Origin of the sequence: Halalkalibacterium halodurans, assembly GCF_005671335.1 — a bacterium.
GTDB classification, from domain to species: domain Bacteria; phylum Bacillota; class Bacilli; order Bacillales; family Bacillaceae_D; genus Halalkalibacterium; species Halalkalibacterium halodurans.
This window is the reverse complement of record NZ_CP040441.1, coordinates 845,770-870,178: the sequence shown is the minus strand read 5'-3', so window position 1 is coordinate 870,178 and position 24,409 is coordinate 845,770. Positions and strand designations below refer to the sequence as shown.

The window sequence follows — 24,409 nt, the reverse complement described above, 5'->3', positions numbered from 1 at the left end:
CTCTCTCTCCACTAAAGCTGATCCAGTTATTCATTTACTCGAAACTGACGAAAACGATTTAATGCCACTTTCATCACCCAAAAAGCCGGTAGCGTGCCTAGCGCAAAAGGGATTAATCCGGGCATCTGATAAAGTAAAAAACCGATAACCGTTAGCCCGAGACCGATTAAAATATTTTGCTTCAAACTTATGAGTGTAATAATGAAAGGCTGCCATAAATACTGTTTCACCGTTTGCTCAAAATGGACATAGTACGAAAACATGTAGAAAAACGAAAATACATAAATGACAAGACATGTGATAATGACGATCGTACTAATGAGAGCGATGATCCCCTTTAATTGCGTAACCAAATAAAGATCGAAAACTAACAAGGCACCAAGGAACAGATACACTGAGCCAATTCCGTTCATTTTCCAAAAGTTTATTCTATAAAACGTATGAAATGACTTCCAAATGGGAAGATCTAATTCCCCGTGCAACCATCTCCTCGTCGTTGCAAACAATGCTCCTGTTGCAGGAAACAAGCCAAGAACGACGCCCCCTAATAAAATGTGAGCGAGCCACGCCCAATTCAACTGCATCATTCGCCAAATCCAAAAACTCGCCTCGGTGAAAAATCCCCCTAAACGATTAATCATCGCCCCTCCCCCTTTGATGTTCGTCGAGCCACCGTTTCGCTGCTCCGAACAATTGAGCCTGATCAAGATGCTCACAGAGAGCCAAGGAAGGCTTTATTGTTGCCTCCTGACGTCCTGCAAAAATGTCAGCCAGCCGTTTCTCAAGCTCCTTCATAAACCCAGGCTGTCTCGTAATTCCACCGCCTATGAAAATCTTTTCTGGATCCAACATATATTGCAGGTTAAACACACCCACCGCTAACGATTGAAAAAAGACGTCGATTGACTCTTGTGCCTTCTTATGGCCTTTCGCCGCTTCCTCAAACGCAAGATATCCCGTCCATCGCTCATCATGAGGGGGTTCCCCTTTCAGCCGTTTAACGATGGCGACTGACGAGCCGATTTCACTCCACGATTTGGAATCGCCTCTCTCATCTACATTCATGATCGCATAACCGAATTCGCCACCGTGTAAATGGGCACCGCGTCGGAGCTTCCCGTCAAGGACAAAAGCGCCACCGATCCCAGTTCCGCACACAATGCAGGCAAATGTGCCCACACCTTGTGCTGCCCCATTCCATCCTTCGGCGATCGCCGCACAGTTTGCATCATTCTCCATCGCTACAGGAAGTCCATATGTTTCTTCAAGCGTTCGCTTCAAATTGTTCTCATGAACAAATTCAACTGCACTAGAACCGAGAACGTCACCAGTGGATGTGACACTTCCCGGACAGCTCATCGCGATGCCGATAATGTTGTAACGCTGACTAAACCTTTCATAATATTCATCTACCATCTGACAAAAGATCGGTAAGCTGCTCGGTGTCGGCTGCTCGATTTTTTCAACCAATTGAGCACGGACTGAAACGAGTGCCATTTTTGTAAATGTGCCCCCTATATCAATCGTTAACAAGTACGCCATCTTCATCCCTCGTTCCACTTAGAATTATAGAAATCGCTTACATCCTTTTTGTCTATCTTAGCGAGAAAGAGGCAAAGTTTGAACACGAATGATCTAAATCATTTAAAATGCACATGAAAACTTTAAAATTGACAAGGTTTATGGAAAAGCACAAAGCACCGACTTAAAACGGAGCGACTGATCGAAGCACGGATATAAAGGAATGTGATGAGATGTTGCACCGATAGGAATGTTTAGAGGAGTCGCCTCGTTTTTGACGCCTGCACTAGGCGTCACCAGGTTCTTTACAAAAGGCAAGCTTTCATAAAGAGTAAACAAAAAATAGAGAGGGTCTCCCCCCTCTATCGAATGATCCAACTAGAACCCGTGAGCCTCGAATTCATAAATTCGTGCCGCTTGATCGCCACCTTGTGTCGGTTGATCGATCAACAATCTTACATACCGGGCGCTCTCCAATGGAATGGAATGCTCGCTTGTTGCCTTTGTATTATTTACTACTTCGACAACCGGCTTCCACGATTCGCCGTTTATACTCGTTTCGATCGTATAGGCCTTTGTATTAAAGGCTGCTGGTTCTCCTCCTGCTTCCGCATGCTTAAGTACAAATTTCGCGATCGTGTAGACCTCTCCTAAATCTACTTGTAACCATTGATTTGTGCCTATAGCACACCATTTGCTGTTGTCAGATACGTTGCCGTCCACCGCCTTGTCTGGTCCTTCGCTTGACGCACATTGGCCACTTGCTGTTGCTTTTTTCTGCAACGCAAGATTCGTCATCCTTGCCGCCTCTTCTGTAATCGTCACAAAGTTTTCGCGTATGAGAACATCTTCTCCTTCACTATTTTTTGCCACGAGCTTGACGGAATATGTCCCTTCCTCCTGATAAACAATGACTGGATTCAGTTCATCGCTTCTATTCGGTTGACCACCTTCAAACGTCCATTCCACCGATTCCGTTACCTCGGAGGAATGATTGAAAAACTGAATCGACTCACCAGGTGCTGCAACCGTTTGGCTAACTGAAAAATCGGCTCTCGGCTTCGGGTATGGTGGCCACTCAAACGTTACCCGCGTACCAGATGGACGACTCGCAAACGTTTCGCTAACAGGAACGACTTCGAGCGTAGTTGCCTCTTCCTTCCCAACTCTTTTAAGCTTGGAAAGGTAATAAACATTGTTAGGTGTTGCACCTAGAAATTGTTTTTCACCGCTTGCCAGTTGACGATAAACTTCATAATGACGAACATTTTCGCCTCCTGTCCACTCAAGCGAAAGATCAGCATAAATTCCATCCTCAAACGAATGATTGCTCACCTTTACTTTAGTGACCTCTGGTGGCACCTGTTGATTGTCATGCTTGTTGCTTATTTTTAATTCACCCACATAAAGGTGGTAATCGGTGATTCGCTGATCGCTCTCCACATAGAGTGATATGGCGGCGATTTGTTTCCCTTTGTGCTTTTTCAGCTTCACTTTTTCCGTCACCCACTCATGATCACCTTGCTTCTTCAAGTCAAAAAAGATAAACTCATCTGGATCGTCAAGGAAACTAATCCCTACCTTTAGTCCGTGTTTTTTCACAGGCGTTTTGTAGGTGAGTTGAATCTCTGTATCTTTTTCTATTAATAGATTGGTTTTATAGAGCTTGACGTTTGTTGCGTTTTCTTTCGATAAGTCTCCTGATAGTTTCAGAGAGCTCCCTCCGTAAAATGATTCTCCCCAATCAAAGTCTACCGTTAGAGGCGTTCCGCCGCTTTCAGCCATCCATCTCCATGTTGGCAAAAGGTCTTGCAAGCTCCGATTGTTCCAAGATGCATCCGATTTGGTTTTACCATTGATCGCAAAAAATTGTCCGCTTCCCGTATTGAAATGGGTCACAAACGGTAGTTCATTAATGACCGTCTTCTCAGGAAAATAAGTAGCCATCCCTTTCCACTCCGCGTGTTCATCGACTTTAGCTGGATTTCTAGATGGACCGACCCAAAAGAGTTGTTCCCGATCATAGAAATCGCGCATCGTATCAGATGACTTAAAGGCCCAATCCGGTCTGTAGATCCCTAGGGATGTGTGCGGCTCGCCACCTTCTGGAAACACTTGTTGCCAATTTACGTAAGTGTTCGTGCCATTAGCCTCTACATCAATGCCTGCATATAAATCGTAAGGACTTCTTCCAAGCGATGCTGCTTTCTGTTTTGATCGTTCTTGGCTATGATTCCACCACCAAAAATTGAGAAACATACTGTCAGCAACTTTTCGATTTCCAGCTTGAAAGAACATTGCATTTTCGTCGGTTAAATAGTTTTGCCAGCGAATGTCTCCATTCGAAATCATTGAGTCATACCACATAATGTGCATTCCTTCTGGCTTATTTTCCTGAAGATAAAGGAGAAATTCCTGCATGTCCTTTGCTGTTTCAGGTGTCCCTCCTTCTGTTTCTTGGTTAATAAACCAACCATCAAATCCGTAGTATTCGGCTACTTCTAACAACTTATCCGCAGCCGGAAATGATCCGTCCTCCCCACGCGCAAGCATCTTGTCAACCCATTCTTCTTGTCCCCCGTAAACTTTCGGTGGGAAAAACACGTTCCCTAAAATAGGCACGCCGTTGCGGTGAGCGGCATCAATGACGTCACCACTTGGCGGCGTAATGATTCCTTCACCGGCAGAACCTGCCCAATACACCATTAAATCAACGTATTGCCAAAAGCCGAACGTGTTGGCAAAAAATTCATTTCCTCCTTGGGAAGGAACGCCACTCGTATTGGGATTTAATGCGGATAAGGCCACAAGCTTAGCGTCCGTTTGCTGAGTATCGTTCACCGTATACAGCACTTCCCGCTCACGAAGAGGAATGGAACTTCGGTTAAAGCGCGCATCAGGATCCGTCTCCGGACTCCAATCGAGCAACGTTTCAGGATACCAATATGAAGACTCAGGCTGACTTGCAAACCCTTGACTCGGCAGCAACACGAGAATCAACACCGCAATAAACACAAAGGAAAAGACACTACCTTTTTTCAACGTTCACCCCACCTTTTTTGTGGCATCGTCCAGAGAACGGATTGCCCTATAAAAATGCTAAATGCACACACCTAATGTAAGCGCATTCACTCAGATCGTAGTAAAGCTCCTTCAAGGCGTCAATCCGCCTTGGCCAATCCCTTTAATTTTTGTAGCAAAAATTAACTTTGTCCATTCTAAGATAGTCAAGCCTTAATGATAGAAGCGCAACTTTCTTAAAGTGTAAAAAGCAGCTAATCAAATAACACTTGATCAGCTGCTCATCTCTACCTCAGACCTTTCGGCTAAGATTTTTCAACACCAAGGAATTTTTTCCAATAAAAACGAAACTTGTTTATAAAAGAAATCGTCTTCCGCCTTAAACTTATTTACGCGAGGGTCACACTTTTTTCTTGGCGAAGAAATATTAGGTACTCTTCCTCTAATTGTTGCTTCATAATTATGTAGAAAAGCTCTGGGATTGTCATCGTTCATTCCACCTCTGAGCACGGTGGTAGCATTTTTCTTTCCAAATCGAATAAGTCTATATGGGAACAAATACATACGACTAAAGTTGTGCTATAATTGAACTAGATAGGAGGTGAGTCTAATGGATCAGAAAGCGACAATATTTATTAACGGGATCATTTATACCTCGTTATTTGTCACATGGCTATTTTTGTTTGCTACAAATCCGGACCACCAGCTACACCTTTCACTTCTATGGCTTGGTTACACACTAATTTATTTCGTCCGTCACCACAGGCATTACTCTTTAAGCAATCAAGTGATCGTTTTTCTTATGCTTTTGCAGTTACTCCTAGCTTTTTTCATCACCGCGATCGACGGCTCCTTTGTGCCACAAATTCTTTTATTCATCATCATTGCAGAAAGTGCCTTTTTGATGAATAAAAGAGTCAGCATTCCAATTGCGATCATCGCCTATGGGTGTTTTGTTGTTGGAGTCGCTGTCAACCTTCATTTTCCTAGCTTCTCAGAGCTTTTGTTTGTCATTCCAAGGTTGTTAGAATACATACTTTTTTTCGGGTTTAGTTATATATCCAAAATAACAATTGAACAAAAAGAGCAGCTAAACCTTGCCTATGAACGATTATCCTCCGCGGGGAAAGAACTAGAGAAAAAGACGTTAATGGAAGAACGGGTTCGCCTATCACGGGAAATTCATGATACGATTGGCCATACGTTAACGACCGCGATTGTCGGACTTGAGTCGGTCAAACGATTGCTCCAACATCAGCGCACGGAAGAAGCCTTTGAAAAACTAACAAAAGCGCAGGAACATATTAAAAAAGGACTTGCTGAAGTACGTCGTTCCGTTAAAACCCTACATGAAAAACCTTCGTTTCTTCAATTCGTCCCGAGTTTGGAAGCTCTCGCAAAAGAAACGAGTGAAAGCACAGGAGTTAGTATTCATTGTCATATCGGTGATTTGCCAAAGTTAACACCTGAACAGGAGCTCACCCTTTTTCGAGCGTTTCAAGAAGGGTTAACTAACGGAATACGCCACGGACAGAGCACTGAATTTTTTTTCACATTAGAAGCGAAAGACGAGCGAATTTGGTTTGAGCTCATTGATAACGGGCAAACGACTACTCCGATTAAACCTGGATTTGGTTTAACGATGATGAACGACCGCGTCCAAAGTCTCGGAGGCGAAATTCACATTAGCCGCCATGGTTCAGGAGGGGTCCATTTAGGAATCACTCTACCTATGACGAAACCAATTGATGGCGATTCCTCTGATAAAGTAGCTTCAACACGAGAGGATTGATATCTTTACCATTAATCCTTTTCGGTTGCGCTAGAGATCTTTATTTTTATAGTTACATGACTGCTTACAAAGAGATTCGCCTGCCTTCTGAAAGGCAAGCGAATCACCTCTTTTTCTTTCTTTTCCTGTATACGTCAAACAAGATCCTATCCCCCATATTTACCCAATTTCTATCATCTTTTGATTGTTTCATTAAGTCATATATGTTAACATATTTTCTAAACTGGTTAACATATAATCAGGAGGTGGTCATTATTCGTTCGTTTTTTATTACAGGCACAGATACTGATGTTGGAAAAACCGTTGTGACCTCTTTACTTACTCGTTTCCTCATCGACATGGGTGTAAACGCTTTTCCATACAAACCGGTTCAATCTGGAGCTACTAATAATGGAGCTCGTATGATCCCGCCCGACGCTCAAATGTACCAGCTCGTCCGCCCTGAATTTGACGTAACCGACTTTAATACATACTTATTAGAAAAGCCGTGCTCTCCCCATTTGGCTGCTGATCTAGCAAACATAACGCTAGATCGGTCCGTCATCATGAAACAAGTGCATCAATTGGAAGAAACGTATGATGCTGTCCTCATAGAAGGCGCAGGGGGGTTGTATGTTCCGCTTACGAATGATGGGTATTGCTACATAGACTTTATGGAAGAGCTTAACGTTCCTACGATTCTCGTTTCCGCTTTACGAGTTGGCACGATCAATCATACGGTCCTTGCCATTGAAGCCATGAAAGGTCGCAATCTACCAATTGCCGGCATTATCTTTAATCAACTACAAATAGGGGACCCAGTGATTGAGCAGTCCAATGTAGAGACGATTAAACAACTAACGGACACTCCCATTCTCGGGATTGTTCCATATTCGCCTGACATTCATACGGTGCTTGCCGATGACAAATTACGGAGACACCTATATAAAGATTGGGATAAACGACGATTCAAGGAGTTGATTCACAGTGACTAGCAACGATCTCTTAGCGAAAAGTAAAAAGCACTTATGGCTCCCCTTCACCCAAATGAGTGACTACGAAAAAGACCCCCTTATTATCGAAAGCGGAAACGGTGTCTATTTAAAGGATATTGAAGGAAACACCTATTTAGACGGATACTCTTCCCTATGGCTTAACGTTCATGGTCATCGGAAAAAGGAAATTGATGAAGCGATTGAAAAGCAGCTTCAGTTGATTGCACACTCGACGTTACTCGGAGCAGCTAATATCCCTTCGATACAACTTGCGGAAAAATTAGTTGAGCTCGCTCCTGAAGCGATCACACGGGTGTTTTACTCCGATAGCGGCGCTGAAGCTGTAGAAATTGCGGTAAAAATGGCTTATCAATACTGGCAAAATCGTGGATACGAAAACAAGAAATCATTTGTTACATTAAGCAACGGCTACCATGGGGATACGGTCGGTACAATGAGTGTCGGGTCCATTGAACTCTACCACAAGGTATATACCTCGCTCCTATTTGATGCCATTGTTATCCCATTTCCTTCCTCTCGTCAGGAGGAGCAAACCGAATCAGACCTTTGCCGTGAAAGCCTTAAGCAACTCCGTGAGCTTTTTGAAGCGAAGCACGAAGAAATTGCCGGCATTACGGTGGAAGCACTTATTCAAGGTGCAGGTGGTATGAATCTCATGCCCAAAGGCTATTTAAAAGGGGTCGAACAATTGTGCAAGGAGTTTCATATTTTACTCATTGTTGATGAAGTCGCCACTGGCTTTGGTCGCACGGGGAAAATGTTTGCCGTTGAGCACGAAAACGTCCAGCCTGATATCATGACCGTCGCAAAAGGGATTACGGGTGGCTACCTCCCAATTGCAGCTACCCTTACACAAGAACATATTTACGAAGCGTTTTACGGAGAGTATACAGATTTAAAAACATTTTTTCACGGCCATTCCTATACAGGAAACCAGCTTGGTTGTGCCGCCGCATTAGCTAATCTTGAAATCTTTGAAAAAGAGAACATCATCCAACAAGTGGAAGAAAAAGCCTTGTTTTTAGAAGAGCAGCTTAAACACGTTGCTGAGCTTGAATTTGTCGGTGCCGTCCGACAATTAGGGCTTATGTGCGGAATTGAACTCGTTCAGCATAAACGAACAAACGAGCCATTCCCCTGGGAACAACGTGTCGCTTACCGATCCACATTAAAAATGCGAGCCCTCGGGATGCTTACGCGACCTCTTGGAGATGTTATCGTTTTAATGCCTCCTCTTGCAGCAACGAATGACCAATTAAAGCAAATGGTCGATATTATGAAGGAAGGAATAATGGAAGCGGCGACTGAATGTTTAGAGCAACAAGTTTAGCTAATTAGAAAAACTTCGATCACGAGCGAAATTGATCGTTTTTCACAAAACGCAAAAAAGCTAATACCTCTTCAAGCGAGAAGGTATTAGCTTTTTCGTTTATCGATGGATGACTCGATCAATATGGATCGTCAAATAGAGCATTTCTTCGTTTGTCAATTCATAATCGTACTGCTTTTTAATGTATTCTTTAATTTTCTCGGTGCAGGCAAATGAGTCTTTATGTTTTTCCTTTACGATATCGAAAAATGTATCATCATCACTGCTTAAAAATGTTCGATTGATTAACCGTTGGCAGAAAAACTTCAAGTGAGTAATAAACCTGAAGTAGTTTAACGAGTCTTCATCTAAATCTGTGTTAAAATGATATTTAACAATTTTTAGAATGTGCTTCGTTAATTTCGTAATGTTGATCACGTTTGGCACTTCTTCATTCAACTCGGCATTAACGATATGGAGAGCAATAAACGCAGCTTCATCCTCAGGCAGTGTAATTCCTAGCTTTTTCTCGATAATTTCGATTGCATGTTGACCGATGGCAAACTCATCTTGGTAAAGCTTACGAATTTCCCAAAGAAGCGCGTTTTTGATTTCATAACCTTTTTTCACCCGTTCAATCGCGAAGTTTATATGGTCAGTGAGCGCTACATAAATAATGTCATTTAAATCTTTTTTATAGGCCATCTTCGCATGTTGAATGATTTGTTCCGTTACTTCCATCACTTCAATCGGTACTTCGCGCAGGAGGGTACGAAACCGCTCGGTCGTCTCTTGACTGTTTAACGTAAAGATCTTTTCGATTTTCGTCTTGTCTACAGGATCACCAGATTTCGCTTGAAAACCAATACCTTTCCCCATAATAATCAATTCTTTTTGCTGTTCATTGATTACGCTAATGACGTTATTGTTTATAATTTTTGCGATTTTCACTGACCTCACCTGCTCTCAAGTCATTCTCACCATCTACCTAATCTCCATGTTAAAAGGGTTACAGAAAGCGTTTTGCCTTTAACTTTTCCTCATTATACATCATTTCCTTTTTAAGACCTAGTTCTTTAGTGAATCGTAAGACCTATTAATCAAAACGATCATTCATAAGATTTTCCCAATAAAAAACAGCGATGATTACCACCGCTGCTTCACTTATTATCCAATTGCATTTATTAACGACTGTGCGGTTGAATCGTCTGTCACTAGTACGTCTAAATACCCACCCTTTAACGCAGCTTCCACGCTATCGACTTTATGGGCTCCTTCCGAGACACCGATCACGATGGGGATGCGTTTTAGTTCGTCAAGATCGATTCCGATGACGAGCTCGTTTAGCGGATGATCGATGGGTTGGCCTAGCGCATCGTAAAAGCGAGAGCTCATATCACCAACAGCACCGATTTTCTTTAATGTGGCAATGTCTTCTTCCTTCAAATAGTTCATAACCTTCATGGTAGAACCTTTAAAAGGGCTACCGATCCCGACGACGGCCATTTTTACATTGCGCCCTTCCTCCAATACGGAGGCAATGTCTTCTGACTGGATGAGTCGTTCCTTTAGTTCTTTCGCCTCCACCATTGCTGGAGCATAAAGATACGAACACTCACAGTTCATTTTTTTTGCTAATTCGTAGGCTAACAAGTTCGAATGAAGCTCAACAAATTTCCGTCCCATTCCTCCGACGAGCGGAATTACTTTCAGCTCTCGGTGCTGTTCATACGGGTATTCTTGCACGAAGCTCGAAACAGTCGTTCCCCAAGAAATGCCAATCGAATCCATCCCTTTTATATTTTTTGAAACATAATAGGATGTGGTTTTTCCGATCGCCCTTTTAATCATATCTTGCGTTAATCCAGACGTTGGAACGACGATAGCCTCTTTGAGATGGTATTTCTTTTCAAGCCTTTGTTCTAATTCCACCGTATGAATATTTTCATCTTTAATATAAATCTCAACAATTCCTTGTTCCTTTGCTTTATTTAATAGCTTCGAAATGACCGGACGTGAAACCCCTATTTTCTTCGCAACTTGTGCTTGTGTCCATCCTTCAAAATAATATAAGCTCGCCACTTTGACAATGAGTCTGCGCTCTTCCCAGTTTACCATCTTCATCCCTTCCCACTTTCATCTCGCACCCGTTTTCACTAATTATACCAGTAATCGCAAACGAGTATCTACCCATGCTCGTTTCAATTTATGGTTGGTGGACCCCTTGTCCGAGCCAGCTAGCAGCAGCTTCATAAAGAGCCTCCGACACTGTCGGGTGTGGATGAATCATCGCTTTTAATTCGTCAACCGTCCCTTCTAAATGGATGAAAGCAGCCGGTTCTCCTATCATCTCTGTCACATGGGGACCGACCATCGTAACCCCTAAAATTTCCCCATAATTAGGGTCGGCAATCATTTTGACGAATCCAGTCGTTTCCCCTAAAGCCATCGCTTTACCATTCGCTCGAAGATCGACTTTTACAACTTTATATGAATAGCCCTTCTCTTTCGCCTCTTGCTCTGTCAAGCCGACACTCGCGATCTCCGGTTGTGTATAAATACAGCGCGGGATGACTTGACGATTAATGATTTCCACCTTCCCGCTAGCGTTAGCGGCTGCAACAAGTCCTTCAGCACTTGCCACGTGGGCTAGCTGCCAGCCACCAATCACATCACCGATCGCGTATATCGATGGATCACTCGTCCTCATCTGATCATCCACTTTAAGAAACGGACCTGCCATGCCCAATCCTAGCTCCTTAACCGCTGAAAGATTTGGTGTGCGTCCAACCGCCAGCAAAATCCGCTCCCCCTCCAGCCAGTCTCGGTCTCCGGTGCTCGTTTCAATCTCCACCTTCTGTTTATCACCTTGGAGCACCGCTGTTACTTTCGTGTTTGTCAAAAGATGGACACCTTTTGCTGCCAAAGCTTTTGCCAATACTTTAGCTGCTTCCTCATCCTCTTGTGGCAATATTCGCTTGCCCATTTCGACGATCGTTACATCGACTTGCAAACTAGAAAAAATGCAGGCAATCTCCACACCGATCACACCCCCGCCAATAATGACAATCGATTGGGGAATCGAATCGAGTTCAAAAATCGTATCACTCGTGTCAACAACCGCCTCTGCTAATCCAGGAACAGGGGGAATGGTTGGCTCAGTTCCAGTCGCCACAATAATATTTTCTGTCCTTACACTGACGATTTCTGCTGTTTCTTTCATTTTGATCTTGACTGAACGATCTCGCTCTATTTTCCCATAACCAAAGTAAACATCAATCTTACCTTGTTTCAGTAAGAAATGGATCCCCGCTCGAAGCTTTTGTATGATTTCATTTTTTCGCACAAGCATTTTCGGCAAAGATAACGTGACAGCCCCTGTTTCAATTCCCCATTCCTTCGCCTGCTTGATTTTCTCTATGATCTCTCCTTGATGAAGTAATGTTTTAGAAGGGATACAGCCGCGATTTAAGCACGTACCTCCAAGATCTTTTGCTTCCACAAGCGCGACTTTCTTTCCTAATTTCGCCGCTTTTATCGCAGCCACATAACCTCCAGGTCCTCCTCCGATCACCACAATGTCATAGCTCTTCACTCTTATCGACCCCTTACATCAATAGTTGAAATGGCTGCTCTAGCATGGATTTCACGTCTGTTAAAAAGGCCGCCGCCGGAGCTCCATCAATGACACGATGATCGAATGATAAACTAGCAGTCATCATCGGGCGAAGCTCAATCTGACCGTCTATCCCTACCGGCTTTTCTTGAATTCTACCTACACCTAAAATCGCGGATTCCGGTTGATTGATAACTGGTGTAAAGACGTCAATTGCATACATTCCTAAATTGCTGATCGTAAACGTGCCACCGCTCATCATTTCTTGTGAAAGTCGATTGTCTCTAGCTGCCATAGCTACTGTTTTACACTCGTTTGTTAATTGGGCCAGTCCTTTTTTGTCTACATGTTTAACAACTGGGACGACCAATCCTCCTTCAACTGCTACGGCTAAACCGATATGCACGTCTTCATGGTAGACGATTTCATCCTCAAAGAAAGAGGCATTAATGGCAGGGTGACTCATTAGCGCGTGAGCAACCGCCTTCATCACAATTTCTGTATAGGACAAACGGTAGCCTGTCTGTTGTTCAATCATCCCTAACAGTTGTGAACGGATCTTGATTGTACTCGACATATCAATTTCGGTTGTAATCGTCACATGCGGGGCAGAGAAGGCGCTATCCACCATCCGTTTTGCCACGACCTTACGTAACCCACTTAGTTTGACTCGATTCCCTTTATCCTCTACTGGCGAAGCGGCTTGAACGTGTTCCACATCTTCTCGGTATACTTTTCCGTAGGGGCCAGAACCTTGAACCTTTTCAAGAGCAACCCCTTTCACCTCTGCTACCTTTTTCGCTAAAGGGGTCGCCTTTTGGCCTTTCTTCTTAAACGTAGCAACATCGACCGCCTGTACCCGCCCCTCTGGACCAGAGCCTTCTACTTGCCGCAAATCAATTCTTTTTTCTTTCGCGATTCTCCTTGCTGCAGGCGTAGCGCGAACGTTCTCTCGGTCAGAAGGAGCCTTTTTTACGGCGGTAGTGCGATGGTCATCCGCTTCATCTGTTGATGATGCCGTACTTTCCGATGCTCCAGGAGGTTCAGTTGGCACCGACTCTTCTGGCGTGCCAATGTAGCCAATCACATGGTTCACAGGGATTTCATCATCTTCCCCATAATATCGTTTCAACAGTGTCCCTTCCTCATAAGCCTCCACCTCAATGTTGATCTTATCGGTCATAATCTCAAATAACGGTTCACCGACTTCAACACGGTCCCCTTCTTCTTTAAACCATTGGAGCAACGTCCCTTCTTGCATCGTGCTGCTCAGTTTTGGCATAAAAATCTCTTTGGCCATCGCTCTCCCTCCTTTTAACTCCAATTCAATGTTTCTTTAACGGCTTCAATAATATCCGGCACTTGCGGGATGGCGGCACGCTCCAGCGTCGGATTATATGGAATTGGCACAGGCTTACCTCCCAATCGTTTGATCGGTGCATCTAAATAATCAAACGCTTCACTCTCAGCGATGATGCTGGTAATTTCTCCACCGAATCCACCTCGCTTTACCGCTTCGTGGACAACGATCAGTCGACTCGTCTTTTTTACCGATCGGATGATGGTTTCTTCATCCAAAGGTACTAACGTCCGTGGATCTATGACTTCGACCGAGATTCCTTCTTTCTCTAACTCTACTGCCGCCTCCAACGCTTTATGAACCATTACGGCAGTGGCTACTACCGTTACATCTGTTCCTTTCCGCTTCACATCTGCCTTACCAAGTGGAATGGAATATTCCTCTTCTGGAACGTGACATTTCGTTCGATAACATAGTTTATGTTCATAAAAGATGACCGGGTTATTATCATCAATGGCTGCCTTCAAAAGCCCCTTCGCATCATACGCGGTGGCAGGTTGAACGACCTTCAGTCCTGGAATATGGGCCATCCACGCCTCCAAACTTTGTGAATGTTGTGCCGCCGCTCCAGTTCCTGACCCAGCTGGGGTTCTTAACACCATGGGAACTTTGGCCTTCCCACCGTACATATAGCGCAGCTTGGCCGCTTGATTCACCATATTATCCATGGCAATCGTAATAAAATCGGAAAATTGCAGCTCTAAAATGGGCCTCATGCCTGTGAGCGCTGCTCCGATGGCCGTACCAGAAATCGCTGCTTCTGAGATCGGAGTATTCCGAACCCGTTCTGATCCAAACTCCTCGATCATCCCCCGCGTCACGCCGAACGCTCCTCCATACACGCCAATATCTTCTCCTAAAATAAAGACGTCCTCGTTCTTTCTCATTTCCAACGTCATAGCTTCCCGAACAGCTTCCAAATACGTAATCTCTCGCATGACCCTCTCCCCTTTCGCTAGGCGTAGACATCTTCCAACAACGATTCAATTTCTGGCTCTGGGCTGTTTTTCGCAAACTGAACCGAATCTTCTATCTTTTGTTTCGCCTCTTTTTGAATGGAATCTGCCTCCTCTTCTGTCACGATACCTTCCGCCACTAACGTTGCGCGCAATCTGGCAATTGGGTCTTTCTCCCGCCATTCCTTCTCCTCTTCACGTGTCCGGTATTTTTTCGCATCGCTTTTGGAATGTCCTTTCCACCGATACGTTTTTGCTTCAACGATCGTCGGTCCCTCCCCGCGACGTGCTCGATCTACGGCTCGCCCGACAACGTTCATGACCGCGAACACATCATTGCCATCCACAACCATTCCAGGGATTCCGTAGCCTGCTGCTCGATCGGCAATGTGTTCAATGTTGATCATCTCTTTCACAGACCCCGACATACCGTATTGATTGTTTTCACAAATAAACACGACAGGGAGCTTCCAAATCGAAGCAAGATTCACCGCTTCATGAAAGCTTCCTTCGTTTGATGCCCCGTCGCCAAAAAAACATAGAACGACATAGCCTTCCTTTTTCATTTTTGACGTTAAGGCCGCACCTGTAGCAATGGAAAAGCCACCACCTACAATTCCGTTCGCTCCTAAGTTTCCTCGCTCTACATCAGCAATGTGCATCGAGCCACCTTTTCCTTTACAATAGCCTGTCTCTCGACCGAACAGCTCTGCCATCATCCGGTTTACATCAGCTCCTTTGGCAATGCAATGGCCATGGCCACGATGGGTACTCGTCAATTTGTCTCTCTCCTCCAGCACCGCAATGGAACCGACAGCAGAAGCTTCTTGTCCAACGGCTAAATGAGTCGTTCCGTGAATCATTCCTTTCGCAAAAAATTCATCCACTTTTTCTTCAAAATAGCGAATCAACCACATTTGCTTGAATAAATCCACTAGTTTTTTCTCCGTCATTTGAGCTGGGAACTTAACGGTCTTCACAATAAAAACCTCCTTTTACATTTGTTCTTTATAGTTACATTTGTAAATATGATAAAAAACGAAATCCACTCCCGTCAACCTTTTTTACGGAATTGATAGATTATTTTTTATTATTGCTTGTTTTAAGGACATTTGTTTAAAAGAAAGTTCTAAGTAATTGAGAGGAAGACTAGTGTAATGACATGAAAAATAACTAAACCCGTACTTTCATTGGACAGGGGGGTTTTATTGGTTAAGATTTTTTCTTGCTTTTATATCCTTTGATCACGTTACGAGATTGTTTAATGTCTTTTAAGAGCCGATATGGCTTGCTTATGACACGGATAGGCAACGAGAATAGAAGCTGACTTAAATCCTCACGATATTCCTTTGTCATTCTCGCAGGCTTCGTTGAAATCCGCGCAAAAATTTCTTTATAAAACTCGCGAGTCACATCGATGTTGAACTCAATCTCGTGCTCACATTCCTCGCATTTTACACTTGAAAGCTTCTCGTTCACATAAGAAATACAGTGCTCCGTCTCACCCTTACAGTGAATGCAGTATAAATCAGCTTCCATTTGCTTGATCTTCATTAGAATCACCTACTCACATTAAAAAATAGTTGTCGTTCTCTCGCCCTAGGGCGTCAGGAAAGCGGACATAAGCTCATCTCTTATGCCCGCTCTTACTCATACTTTTGCTTCAAGCTCCCTTTTTCCTACCAACGTCTCATCTTGGATTCGGCGAAGGCGCCAAATTGTCGATTCCTTTGTTTGCTCCACATCATCATATGTGATGATTTCTCCTTTTTTAATCGGACGCTTCACTTGAACATGAGCATCCACAAGCCCGATTGGCAACGCTCCTTTCTCCTTCGCATCTGTGACCGTCAGAATGGTTCCATACACGGTAAACCCACCGATGCTGTCTAAAAACTCCCCTGCCGCTAAATCCTTTTTTGCAACAGCGACTGTTTCCGCTTGTAGGCCTTGCCACGGTGCGATCGTCGCCTCATGATACAAATGGGCTCTCGCAATCGAGATCGGGGTTTCCAAGCTCGTCAAATGATACGGCCGGTACAATACATAATTCGGTCCCTCACCCATACTTAAATAGGTCATCTCATGATTAACTTCCTCTTTATCCGATTTCACGATCGCAAATACTCCTGGTGCTACGCCATTAATATATTCGACGATCCTCTCGTTCTCGACCTGTCCGCCTTCCTCTTTCCGCCTAAAAATAGCCGGGAGTTCCTCTACCGTTCCTACAAAACCGTTCATTCCTGGTTTGTCCGGGAGGAAGCCAGTCGCATTGGCCACTGCTGTCATTTCAACCATCGTCTTCGTTCCATCCTGAAATGAGGCGAGCATTTTCGGGCTGGCTCCTTTACGTTCTGCTTCTTCCGCTGCCGTCTGAGGATTCGCTTCCACATTAAGAGGGTTGTTTTTTCCTTTTCCGAGGGCGACGACTTCAAACCCAAGGGCATCAGCAAAGTCATACAGCTCCATGACCGCCCCCGGCTCATCCCCTGCTGAACCGGTATACACAACACCGCATGCATCGGCCATCTGCTTTAATAACGGTCCTACTGTCACATCAGCCTCTACATTTAACATCACAATGTGCTTTTTGTTTAATATAGCGTCCCAGGCAATCTTTGCTCCAATGTTTGGAATCCCTGTTGCATCAACAACAACATCCACTTCTGAGAGGGCTGTCACAAGCTCAGCGTCCCCTGTTGCTACGACCTTTCCTGCTTGAATCGCATCTGCAGCTTTCGATAGCTCATCAGTTTCGATTACCTCATCCTTCGGAACACCCGCTCTCTCATACGCAAGCTTCACATTTTCAAGTACAATATCAGCTGTCACAACAACGCGCATGCCTTTCATACTTTCAATTTGCGAGACCATTCCCCGTCCCATTTGCCCTGCTCCAACAAGGCCAACACGGATTATTGTCCCATCCGACTCCAATTGTTCTAATTTTCGATTAATTCCCAGCATAGGTACCCACTCCTATTAGGTTATTTATTCTTTTATAAATTTAATCGTTGCCCCTGTTACAAAGTCAGGAAGTGGCTTCTTTTCTACACATAACGTTCCAGGCAGATCAGCATTCGTTTCGCCATTGAAAGCAATCGTGCAATGCCCGATCTCACGCAACGTGTCATTCACTTTGTCTCCAACAAACAATATTCGAAAGCAAGCACCGTTTACTTCAAGAACATCACCTGCGGCAACGTCCGCCTGAAGTTCTGTCTGTTTGTGTATGACACCGATTGACTTTAAGTCGTCTGGAACCGTGTCGTTAAAAATGACGACCATATTTTCCTCTATAAAGTACTGAACTTCAGACCCGACTCCCGTAATAACGGATTCATAGATACACGTCATTGTTCCCTCCATAAAAACTTCCTCCTTCATTTGTCCTTAGTTGTACAATCCAATGCTAAACAAGTAGGCCAACACAACAGCTAATGGGCCTGTAATTAAGCGAGACATTAACACAGCCGGAACCCCGACTTCAATTGTCTCAGGTTTGGCTTCCCCTAATGTTAGGCCGACAGGTACAAAATCCGCTCCTACTTGTGGATTGATCGCAAACAACGCAGGAAGTGCCAAGCTAGGCGGAATGTTGCCACGACCAATTTCTACACCGATAAGCACCCCAACCACTTGAGCAATAACAGCCCCTGGTCCAAGCAATGGCGATAAAATAGGAATCGCACAAACGACCGAGATGATTAATAACCCGACAATGTTTCCTGCAAGTGGAGAGACGACATTGGCGATCACGTCTCCAATACCTGTGTATAAAATAATTCCGATGAGCGTACTTACGAAAGCCATGAACGGTAAAATGTTTTTTATGACTTGCTCAACCGTTTCTCGCCCTGCTTGATAAAATACACCGACTACTTTCCCAGCACCGCGACCTACTTTTTCAATAATGTTCGGTTTCTTCTCTTTCCCTGTATATTGAGCTGCTTTTTTCTTTGCTTCCTCTTTCAGCTCTTGAGCAGACAGCTTCTTTTCCTCTTGTGGTTCTATGGCGGCCGCTGCCTCTCCGTCGGTTAATTGAATATCACTTTCCGTTACCCCTGAGACGAAGTTTTGTTCGTTAATAAACTTCATTAAAGGTCCCGAAGGAGAAGTCGCATTAATATTAACCGTCAACACTCCCATTTTTGGATAAACACCACAACGAGCCGTTCCCCCACAATCAATAACGACGCATGCCATCGTTTCTTTTTCATAGGAGCTTTTAAATCCGTCTACCGCCTCGGCTCCTGTTAGTTCAGCGATTCTCTGTGCGACAGGATGAATACCTCCCCCTGTGACAGAGACGATATATTTCTTCTCACCAGCAGGTAGGACAACGAGTGGGCCACCCCAGCCTCCTGATCCTTTGGTAATTTTCACCGCTTGATAATTCATCATTGCTCCCCCCTTAAGCCTTTACTGATCCTTGATCTACATCCATCCCTTTTGCTTTCATCATCCGCACAGTTAAAAACTCGGTTACAATTCCGCGAATGAGGATGACGAGAATCCCTACTAGAAAAAATCGTATCGCTAATGGTCCTAACGAGAGACCTAGTTCGGTTATTCCAGCAGCAATCCCCATATAAACAAAAAGCTCAGCAGGGTTCGCATGTGGAAAAAGTCCAGTAACCGGATGAACGAAGGAAACGGCTGAATCGTAAAATGCTGGCTTTTGTTTCTCAGGCAAAAAACGTCCAAATGTGTAAGCCATTGGGTTCGTTAAGAAAAACACCGCAAGCACCGGAAACACACTATAGCGTAAAATAATATTTTTCGTACACTTCATAGCAAAGCGATTAATCCTTTCTTCACCGACCATTTTAATAATTGCATTGACCGCTGTAATTAAACAGATAAGTGTCGGAATAATGCCTGTGACGAGGCCCATAAACACCTCTCCACCTTCTTGAAACATACCAATGAAGCCTTCAGCAAGCCCAACTAAAAATTCCATTTAACTCCCTCCTTATGTCGTCACATTTTCCTTGCGATTCATTTGCTCTTCGATTTTTTTCAACGCACCATGTAAGGCGATGTCTACTGATTCATTTTGTAACAGGACTTTACATTCGTTCAAACTCATTCCGACAAAATCCGTCAACGGTTTAAACCGACTAAAGACTGTAACCCCCGACATCATCTCACAATCAACAATCTCTCCATCTTTATCTGTCACAACGATAGCAATTGCGCCAATTCCAAGTTTTTGCTTGTGCACTCCTACTCCTAAAAAACCTGAAGAACGGTCACTCATACGTTTAAGTGTCTGTTGATAGTTTTTCATTTGTATACGTGACATGAAAAACTGCATCAACCACATGCCGACAAAAATGGCGATAAACCATCCCCACATTCCACTTCCCCCTTCGTCGAATTATCATTTGTTCTATATAGTTACCTTTGTAAACAATTATAAAAGCGCTTCCAAAATAAATCAACTCTTATTTTTAAATTTTCTAAAAATTTATCGATGAGGACAGTTGACAAACCGTCTCTTCCTTACATGTCATTTCTAATGCTAGATAAGCTTAACATTTGTCTCACAGTCTTAAACGAAAAGAGCATATAAAAAACAGACACCTCATCATGGGATGTCTGTTATCAAACAAGCAATTAGTTCTTCTCAGTTGGCACTGTCCAACGCAAAATGAGACCAGCATGGGCCAATCCCCCACCAAAGCCATAAAGAAGGACGTTGTCTCCGTATTTCAGTTTTCCTTCGCGGACCCCAATGTCTAATGCAAGGGGAATCGTCGCTGATGATGTATTACCGTATTGGACGAGACTATATAATGTTTGTTCGAGAGGAATGCCGCTCTTATCGCAAATCGACTCGATCATCCGTAAATTAGCGCTGTGAGGAACAAACCAATCAATCTCATTTCTTTTCATAGCTGCCTTTTCCAAAACAGCTTTCATGCCAGCCGGGACTGTATTGACCGCCCATTTATAAACCTCTCGCCCACTTTGAACGAGATTCCCTGTGTTTACTAGCTCTTCCCCATTCATTTGCTCCGCAAGACCTGTGCAATAAAGCTTATTAGCCCGCTCTCCTTCCGAGCCTAGGTTGAAAGACACAAAACTCGGCTCATTCTCATCATATTCGACAAGAACAGCCCCAGCTCCATCACCAAACAAAATGCATGTCGTACGGTCGGTGTAATCAGTCACCTTGGAAATCGTCTCTGCACCAATCACTAAGATTTTACGATGTAACCCTGAAGAAATAAGTCCGTTTGCCATATGAAGACCGTACGTAAACCCTGCACATGCTGCATTTAAGTCAATAGCACCCGTGTTTTGAATGCCTAACTTTGCCTGAATCAATGAGGCCGCACTTGGCGTTTTAAAGTCGGGAGTAAAAGTACAAACAATGATCATATCCACATCATCGACCGATTTTTCATAGCGTGCGATTAAATCTTGAACAGCTTTATAACCGATATCGCTTGTGAACTCATCGTCCGCAGCGATTCGACGCTCACGAATGCCTGTACGTTTCACAATCCATTCATCATTCGTATCAACCATCTTCTCTAAGTCGTCATTTGTCAATCGACGTTCAGGAACATACGACCCGATCGCCGTAATTCGAGCTTTTGAAACATTCATCTTGTTCACCTCACATGTCACTTGGATATATTTTATCACTTATTATTATGATCTGGTACTAATTTTTTGTTAACAAAATGTTACGGCAAGAACATGAGGAAAAACTTTGATAGACTTAAAGCATATGGATAAAAGGATGTGCAATCTATGAATATACATGTGAAAGAATGTGGGGATCTAGAGGCACCTTTACTCGTGTTCCTTCATGGCGGAGGGGTGAGTGGTTGGATGTGGAGCAATCAAGTCGACTACTTTCGCCACTATCACTGATTTGCCTCATCATGGTCTCAGTGGTCGTGAAACATCGTTTACTATTTTAAATAGTGCTGAAGCGTTAATTCGTTTAATAGAAAAGAAGGCACAGGGAAGAGACGTTATCGTCATTGGGTTTTCCTTAGGGGCGCAAATCCTCTTGCAAATGATCAGTATAAACCCTCGTTTACTCACTAAAGCGATTGTCAACAGCGCCTTAGTCAGACCGATTCCTATACCAGAAAAGCTACTAGAGCTATCGGTTAAATCAACCTTTCCACTAATTAAACGAATGAATTAAATTATGCCTTAACGCTCCATCGAGAATTTACCAATATGATCCTTTCGGGAAAAGGATTCTCACAAATTATTGAAAAACTTGCGGCGATCCTAGAGGCCCCTGTCATTTTATTAAACGAGCGACTCGACATTATGGCTGCCACCCACAAAATGGATAAAGACGGTTTTTTCGAGGTGTATTGGTTCATTCATGAAAAAAACCATGCGGAAGATACTCAAACCTATCAACAATGTACACTCCCCCAATCCAACACGACGAATCCATACCGGACGTTTTTTCTTTACCCGATCCATTCGGCGAACCAGCAAAAAGGCTTCCTTGTCGTGTTAGGAAACCTTTCTCCAGACGCGAAAGGCTTGCAAATTCTTGCCTTGGAGCAAGCGGCAAACGTCATCTCCTTTGAACTTATGAAAATGTTGGCGATTGAACAACTGCGAGACAGCTCAAAAATGATTTTTTTGTGATTTAGTAGAAGGTTTAATTACTAGGGAAGAGGAAATTTTGAATAGGGGGAAAGCTTATCAACTAGATAAATCGCTTCAATATGTTTGTCTAGCCAGTAAATTTGATGAGATGTCTAGCTTTCAGACCGAGGTTCAGCCTCTGTACATGGAAAAAGAGCTAAGACAGCAGCGGGAGCAGATGTTTGAGCTACTAGATTCCTATTTAAAGAAGCACTTTGATCATTTGATTCTGTTTACAAAAGGGGACCTTTTTGTCATACTGATTGGGTTTTCTTATTACAATGACGCGGTGGAAAAGATGTTTATTGATGCCATACGGGACATCCAGCAGGAGCTTACCCAAATACTAGACTTTTCCTTTTCCTTCGGGGTCAGCAATTATACCGAACGGGTAACCGATATTGCGACCGCCTTTCAAGAAGCTGTCGATGCTCTCCGCTCTGGCTATCGGGAAAACAAAAAGCGGTTCATTAAAACATACCGAATTAAAGAAATGACTGAACTGTTCAAATCCATCCCCCAACAGAAGCTAAAGGAATTTTATCAATCATCTTTAAAAGATTTGGCCTTTCCTGAAACGAAGGAAAAGCAAGACTTGCTTGAAACACTCGACAGCTTTTTAAATCACCATTGTCAAATTTCCGAAACGGCGAAAAGCATGTTTATTCATCGCAACACGGTCATCTACCGCATTAAAAAGTGCGAGGAATCCTAGGCATCGATTTAAAAGGGGGACATGAAACCTTACAGTTACGTATGGCCCTGTTCATGAAACCCCTTCTTGTAAAAACATAATTCACTCCTCCTCACGATGACAATTTTGTAAGCTTTCTTACCCTCTTTGCAATCTCAATCGATGGTTCTCAGAAAATCGTTTCTCTAAAATGAAAGAAGCGTATAGAACCCATTGCTAGGAGAGTGAATAGGATGAAAGCATTGCAGCCAGTTGCCGAAAATGAACGCCTGCCGCTACTCGATGTCCTTCGCGGAGTAGCGTTGCTCGGAATTTTACTCGTGAATATGGCCCACTTTAGTTATCCTGATCTGTATTTGTCGTTTGTCGGAAACGAGCATTTTCTTTCAAATACATGGCATTTCACTGACCATGTCACCCGCTTTTTGTTAGATGTATGGATTCAAATGAAATTCATTTTACTGTTCTCGTTTTTGTTCGGCTTCGGAATGGCGGTGATGCGTGAGCGATCGCTTGAGAAGGGCACACGGTTTGCTTCCATGTATGTGAGAAGATTAATCGTCTTGCTTCTATTTGGAACCGTCCATGCCTTTTTCATTTGGGATGGGGATATTTTAACTGACTATGCTTTGCTCGGCTTCGTCCTCCTTCTTTTCGGAAGATCCAAACCAAAAACGCTCGTCATTTGGGCTCTTTCTCTCTATCTTTTATTTTCGATTCCTTTCGTTTTATCTAGTTTCGTTGTAGAAACAGGAGAAAATGGGATGAACGAATGGGAAGAAACGATGAAAACGGAATACGAGTCAGAAGCGAAGCAAGCCCTTGAAGTTTACAGCAACGGCACGTTTAGTGAGATTGCTACACAGCGGATTCACGATCGAATGACCTACATGTCCATCAACGGTATGCTCACATTTAACCCTTTTATCTACTTTTTTTCATCGATCCCGTATTTCTCTATGTTCTTACTTGGAGCCGCCTTTGCAAAAGCACGCATTTTGCATGATCCTGATAAGCATCAACGAATTCATCGCATTCTTTGGATTATTGGACTCATTATCGGAATCGGTGGAAATTTACTAGCAGCGCTCTCGAACCAGCAACTGTACCTTTTAATAGGGGCGCCGTTCCTGATGCTGTTTTATGTGACAACCTTGACATACCTTGTGACGAAGACTTCTATCGCTAGGTGGTTCCATCCATTTGCCACCGTTGGCCGAATGGCTTTTACAAATTACTTATGTCAATCTCTTATTTGCACCTTTCTTTTTTACCGTTACGGGCTAGGTTTGTATGGATCGGTTGGACCATTTGTAGGCACCCTTATGGCCTTCGCCATTTTTGCTTTCCAAATGGCTTTGAGCCTGCTCTGGTTCAGGCGGTATCGCACAGGTCCATTGGAGTGGATCTGGCGCAGCTTAACCTACAAGAAACGCCTTCCCATGAAACGAACCAAAGCCGCTTGACGCTCGCCTTTTGGTGGGCGTTTCTTTTTTTCACATTT

At 43.7% G+C, this 24,409-nt stretch carries 23 protein-coding genes; 7 read left to right on the top strand and 16 right to left on the bottom strand.

Annotated features, from left to right (window positions below; all coding sequences use genetic code 11):
* Window positions 1–26 precede the first annotated feature (26 nt).
* The 3 genes from FED51_RS04240 to FED51_RS04230 form a co-directional block, all read right to left on the bottom strand.
* Complete coding sequence (locus tag FED51_RS04240) at window positions 27–641, bottom strand: YesL family protein (protein ID WP_053432514.1); 615 nt, start codon at window positions 639–641, stop codon at window positions 27–29.
* Window positions 634–1,548: an ROK family protein gene (locus tag FED51_RS04235; protein ID WP_053432513.1), complete on the bottom strand. Its 915-nt coding sequence runs from the start codon at window positions 1,546–1,548 to the stop codon at window positions 634–636. Before FED51_RS04235 ends, FED51_RS04240 begins: the two co-directional genes overlap by 8 nt.
* Window positions 1,549–1,899: 351 nt before the next feature.
* Complete coding sequence (locus FED51_RS04230; protein WP_053432512.1) at window positions 1,900–4,563, bottom strand: endo-beta-N-acetylglucosaminidase; 2,664 nt, start codon at window positions 4,561–4,563, stop codon at window positions 1,900–1,902.
* A gap of 589 nt (window positions 4,564–5,152) precedes the next feature.
* On the opposite strand from FED51_RS04230, the gene FED51_RS04225 reads away from it, so the two are divergent.
* The 3 genes from FED51_RS04225 (at window position 5,153) to bioA (ending at window position 8,659) form a co-directional block, all read left to right on the top strand.
* Entirely contained in the window at window positions 5,153–6,334 is a 1,182-nt protein-coding gene (locus FED51_RS04225) for a sensor histidine kinase (protein WP_053432511.1), read from the top strand.
* 203 nt (window positions 6,335–6,537) lie between these two features.
* Complete coding sequence (gene bioD / locus FED51_RS04220) at window positions 6,538–7,308, top strand: dethiobiotin synthase (protein WP_175414302.1); 771 nt, start codon at window positions 6,538–6,540, stop codon at window positions 7,306–7,308.
* 52 nt (window positions 7,309–7,360) lie between these two features.
* Window positions 7,361–8,659 carry an adenosylmethionine--8-amino-7-oxononanoate transaminase gene (bioA, locus tag FED51_RS04215; protein ID WP_233443905.1) on the top strand — a complete coding sequence of 433 codons (1,299 nt, stop codon included), beginning with the start codon at window positions 7,361–7,363 and terminating at the stop codon, window positions 8,657–8,659.
* A 99-nt stretch (window positions 8,660–8,758) separates the two neighbouring features.
* Here bioA and licT read toward each other — a convergent pair whose 3' ends face one another.
* From licT to FED51_RS04150, 13 genes are all read right to left on the bottom strand, one after another.
* A complete protein-coding gene (gene licT / locus FED51_RS04210) occupies window positions 8,759–9,589 on the bottom strand; it encodes a BglG family transcription antiterminator LicT (protein ID WP_053432508.1) in 831 nt (276 codons plus the stop codon).
* 216 nt (window positions 9,590–9,805) lie between these two features.
* Window positions 9,806–10,756, bottom strand: a complete 951-nt coding sequence (locus tag FED51_RS04205) for a sugar-binding transcriptional regulator (RefSeq protein WP_053432614.1) — start codon at window positions 10,754–10,756, stop codon at window positions 9,806–9,808.
* A gap of 88 nt (window positions 10,757–10,844) precedes the next feature.
* On the bottom strand, window positions 10,845–12,233 hold the full coding sequence (gene lpdA, locus FED51_RS04200) for a dihydrolipoyl dehydrogenase (RefSeq protein ID WP_053432507.1): 1,389 nt from the start codon (window positions 12,231–12,233) through the stop codon (window positions 10,845–10,847).
* A 13-nt stretch (window positions 12,234–12,246) separates the two neighbouring features.
* On the bottom strand, window positions 12,247–13,554 hold the full coding sequence (locus FED51_RS04195) for a dihydrolipoamide acetyltransferase family protein (RefSeq protein ID WP_053432506.1): 1,308 nt from the start codon (window positions 13,552–13,554) through the stop codon (window positions 12,247–12,249).
* Between the two features lie 14 nt (window positions 13,555–13,568).
* A complete protein-coding gene (locus FED51_RS04190; RefSeq protein ID WP_053432505.1) occupies window positions 13,569–14,552 on the bottom strand; it encodes an alpha-ketoacid dehydrogenase subunit beta in 984 nt (327 codons plus the stop codon).
* 17 nt (window positions 14,553–14,569) lie between these two features.
* Window positions 14,570–15,523 (bottom strand): pyruvate dehydrogenase (acetyl-transferring) E1 component subunit alpha, encoded by a 954-nt coding sequence (gene pdhA / locus FED51_RS04185; protein WP_053432613.1) that lies wholly within the window; start codon window positions 15,521–15,523, stop codon window positions 14,570–14,572.
* A 259-nt stretch (window positions 15,524–15,782) separates the two neighbouring features.
* Window positions 15,783–16,124 (bottom strand): hypothetical protein, encoded by a 342-nt coding sequence (locus tag FED51_RS04180; protein WP_010896948.1) that lies wholly within the window; start codon window positions 16,122–16,124, stop codon window positions 15,783–15,785.
* A 96-nt stretch (window positions 16,125–16,220) separates the two neighbouring features.
* Window positions 16,221–17,540, bottom strand: coding sequence for an NAD(P)H-dependent oxidoreductase (locus FED51_RS04175; protein WP_053432504.1), 1,320 nt, complete (start codon window positions 17,538–17,540; stop codon window positions 16,221–16,223).
* Window positions 17,541–17,564: 24 nt separating this feature from the next.
* A complete protein-coding gene (locus FED51_RS04170; protein ID WP_053432503.1) occupies window positions 17,565–17,942 on the bottom strand; it encodes a PTS glucitol/sorbitol transporter subunit IIA in 378 nt (125 codons plus the stop codon).
* 24 nt (window positions 17,943–17,966) lie between these two features.
* The gene (gene srlE / locus FED51_RS04165; protein ID WP_041820282.1) at window positions 17,967–18,977 is read right to left on the bottom strand and encodes a PTS glucitol/sorbitol transporter subunit IIB; all 1,011 of its coding nucleotides are present in this window, start codon (window positions 18,975–18,977) and stop codon (window positions 17,967–17,969) included.
* Between the two features lie 10 nt (window positions 18,978–18,987).
* Window positions 18,988–19,536 carry a PTS glucitol/sorbitol transporter subunit IIC gene (srlA, locus tag FED51_RS04160; RefSeq protein WP_010896944.1) on the bottom strand — a complete coding sequence of 183 codons (549 nt, stop codon included), beginning with the start codon at window positions 19,534–19,536 and terminating at the stop codon, window positions 18,988–18,990.
* Window positions 19,537–19,548: 12 nt separating this feature from the next.
* Window positions 19,549–19,935, bottom strand: a complete 387-nt coding sequence (locus FED51_RS04155) for a transcriptional regulator GutM (protein ID WP_010896943.1) — start codon at window positions 19,933–19,935, stop codon at window positions 19,549–19,551.
* A 260-nt stretch (window positions 19,936–20,195) separates the two neighbouring features.
* Complete coding sequence (locus FED51_RS04150) at window positions 20,196–21,194, bottom strand: ketoacyl-ACP synthase III (RefSeq protein WP_053432502.1); 999 nt, start codon at window positions 21,192–21,194, stop codon at window positions 20,196–20,198.
* Between the two features lie 220 nt (window positions 21,195–21,414).
* Here FED51_RS04150 and FED51_RS04145 point away from each other — a divergent pair, with 220 nt between their 5' ends.
* The 4 genes from FED51_RS04145 to FED51_RS04130 all read left to right on the top strand — a co-directional run bounded on the left by FED51_RS04145 (window position 21,415) and on the right by FED51_RS04130 (window position 24,371).
* Window positions 21,415–21,747: an alpha/beta fold hydrolase gene (locus FED51_RS04145; RefSeq protein WP_053432501.1), complete on the top strand. Its 333-nt coding sequence runs from the start codon at window positions 21,415–21,417 to the stop codon at window positions 21,745–21,747.
* Window positions 21,748–21,782: 35 nt separating this feature from the next.
* Entirely contained in the window at window positions 21,783–22,211 is a 429-nt protein-coding gene (locus tag FED51_RS04140) for a hypothetical protein (RefSeq protein ID WP_053432500.1), read from the top strand.
* A gap of 37 nt (window positions 22,212–22,248) precedes the next feature.
* Window positions 22,249–22,926 (top strand): PucR family transcriptional regulator, encoded by a 678-nt coding sequence (locus FED51_RS04135; RefSeq protein WP_053432499.1) that lies wholly within the window; start codon window positions 22,249–22,251, stop codon window positions 22,924–22,926.
* Window positions 22,927–23,138: 212 nt separating this feature from the next.
* Window positions 23,139–24,371: a DUF418 domain-containing protein gene (locus tag FED51_RS04130; protein WP_053432498.1), complete on the top strand. Its 1,233-nt coding sequence runs from the start codon at window positions 23,139–23,141 to the stop codon at window positions 24,369–24,371.
* Window positions 24,372–24,409 lie beyond the last annotated feature (38 nt).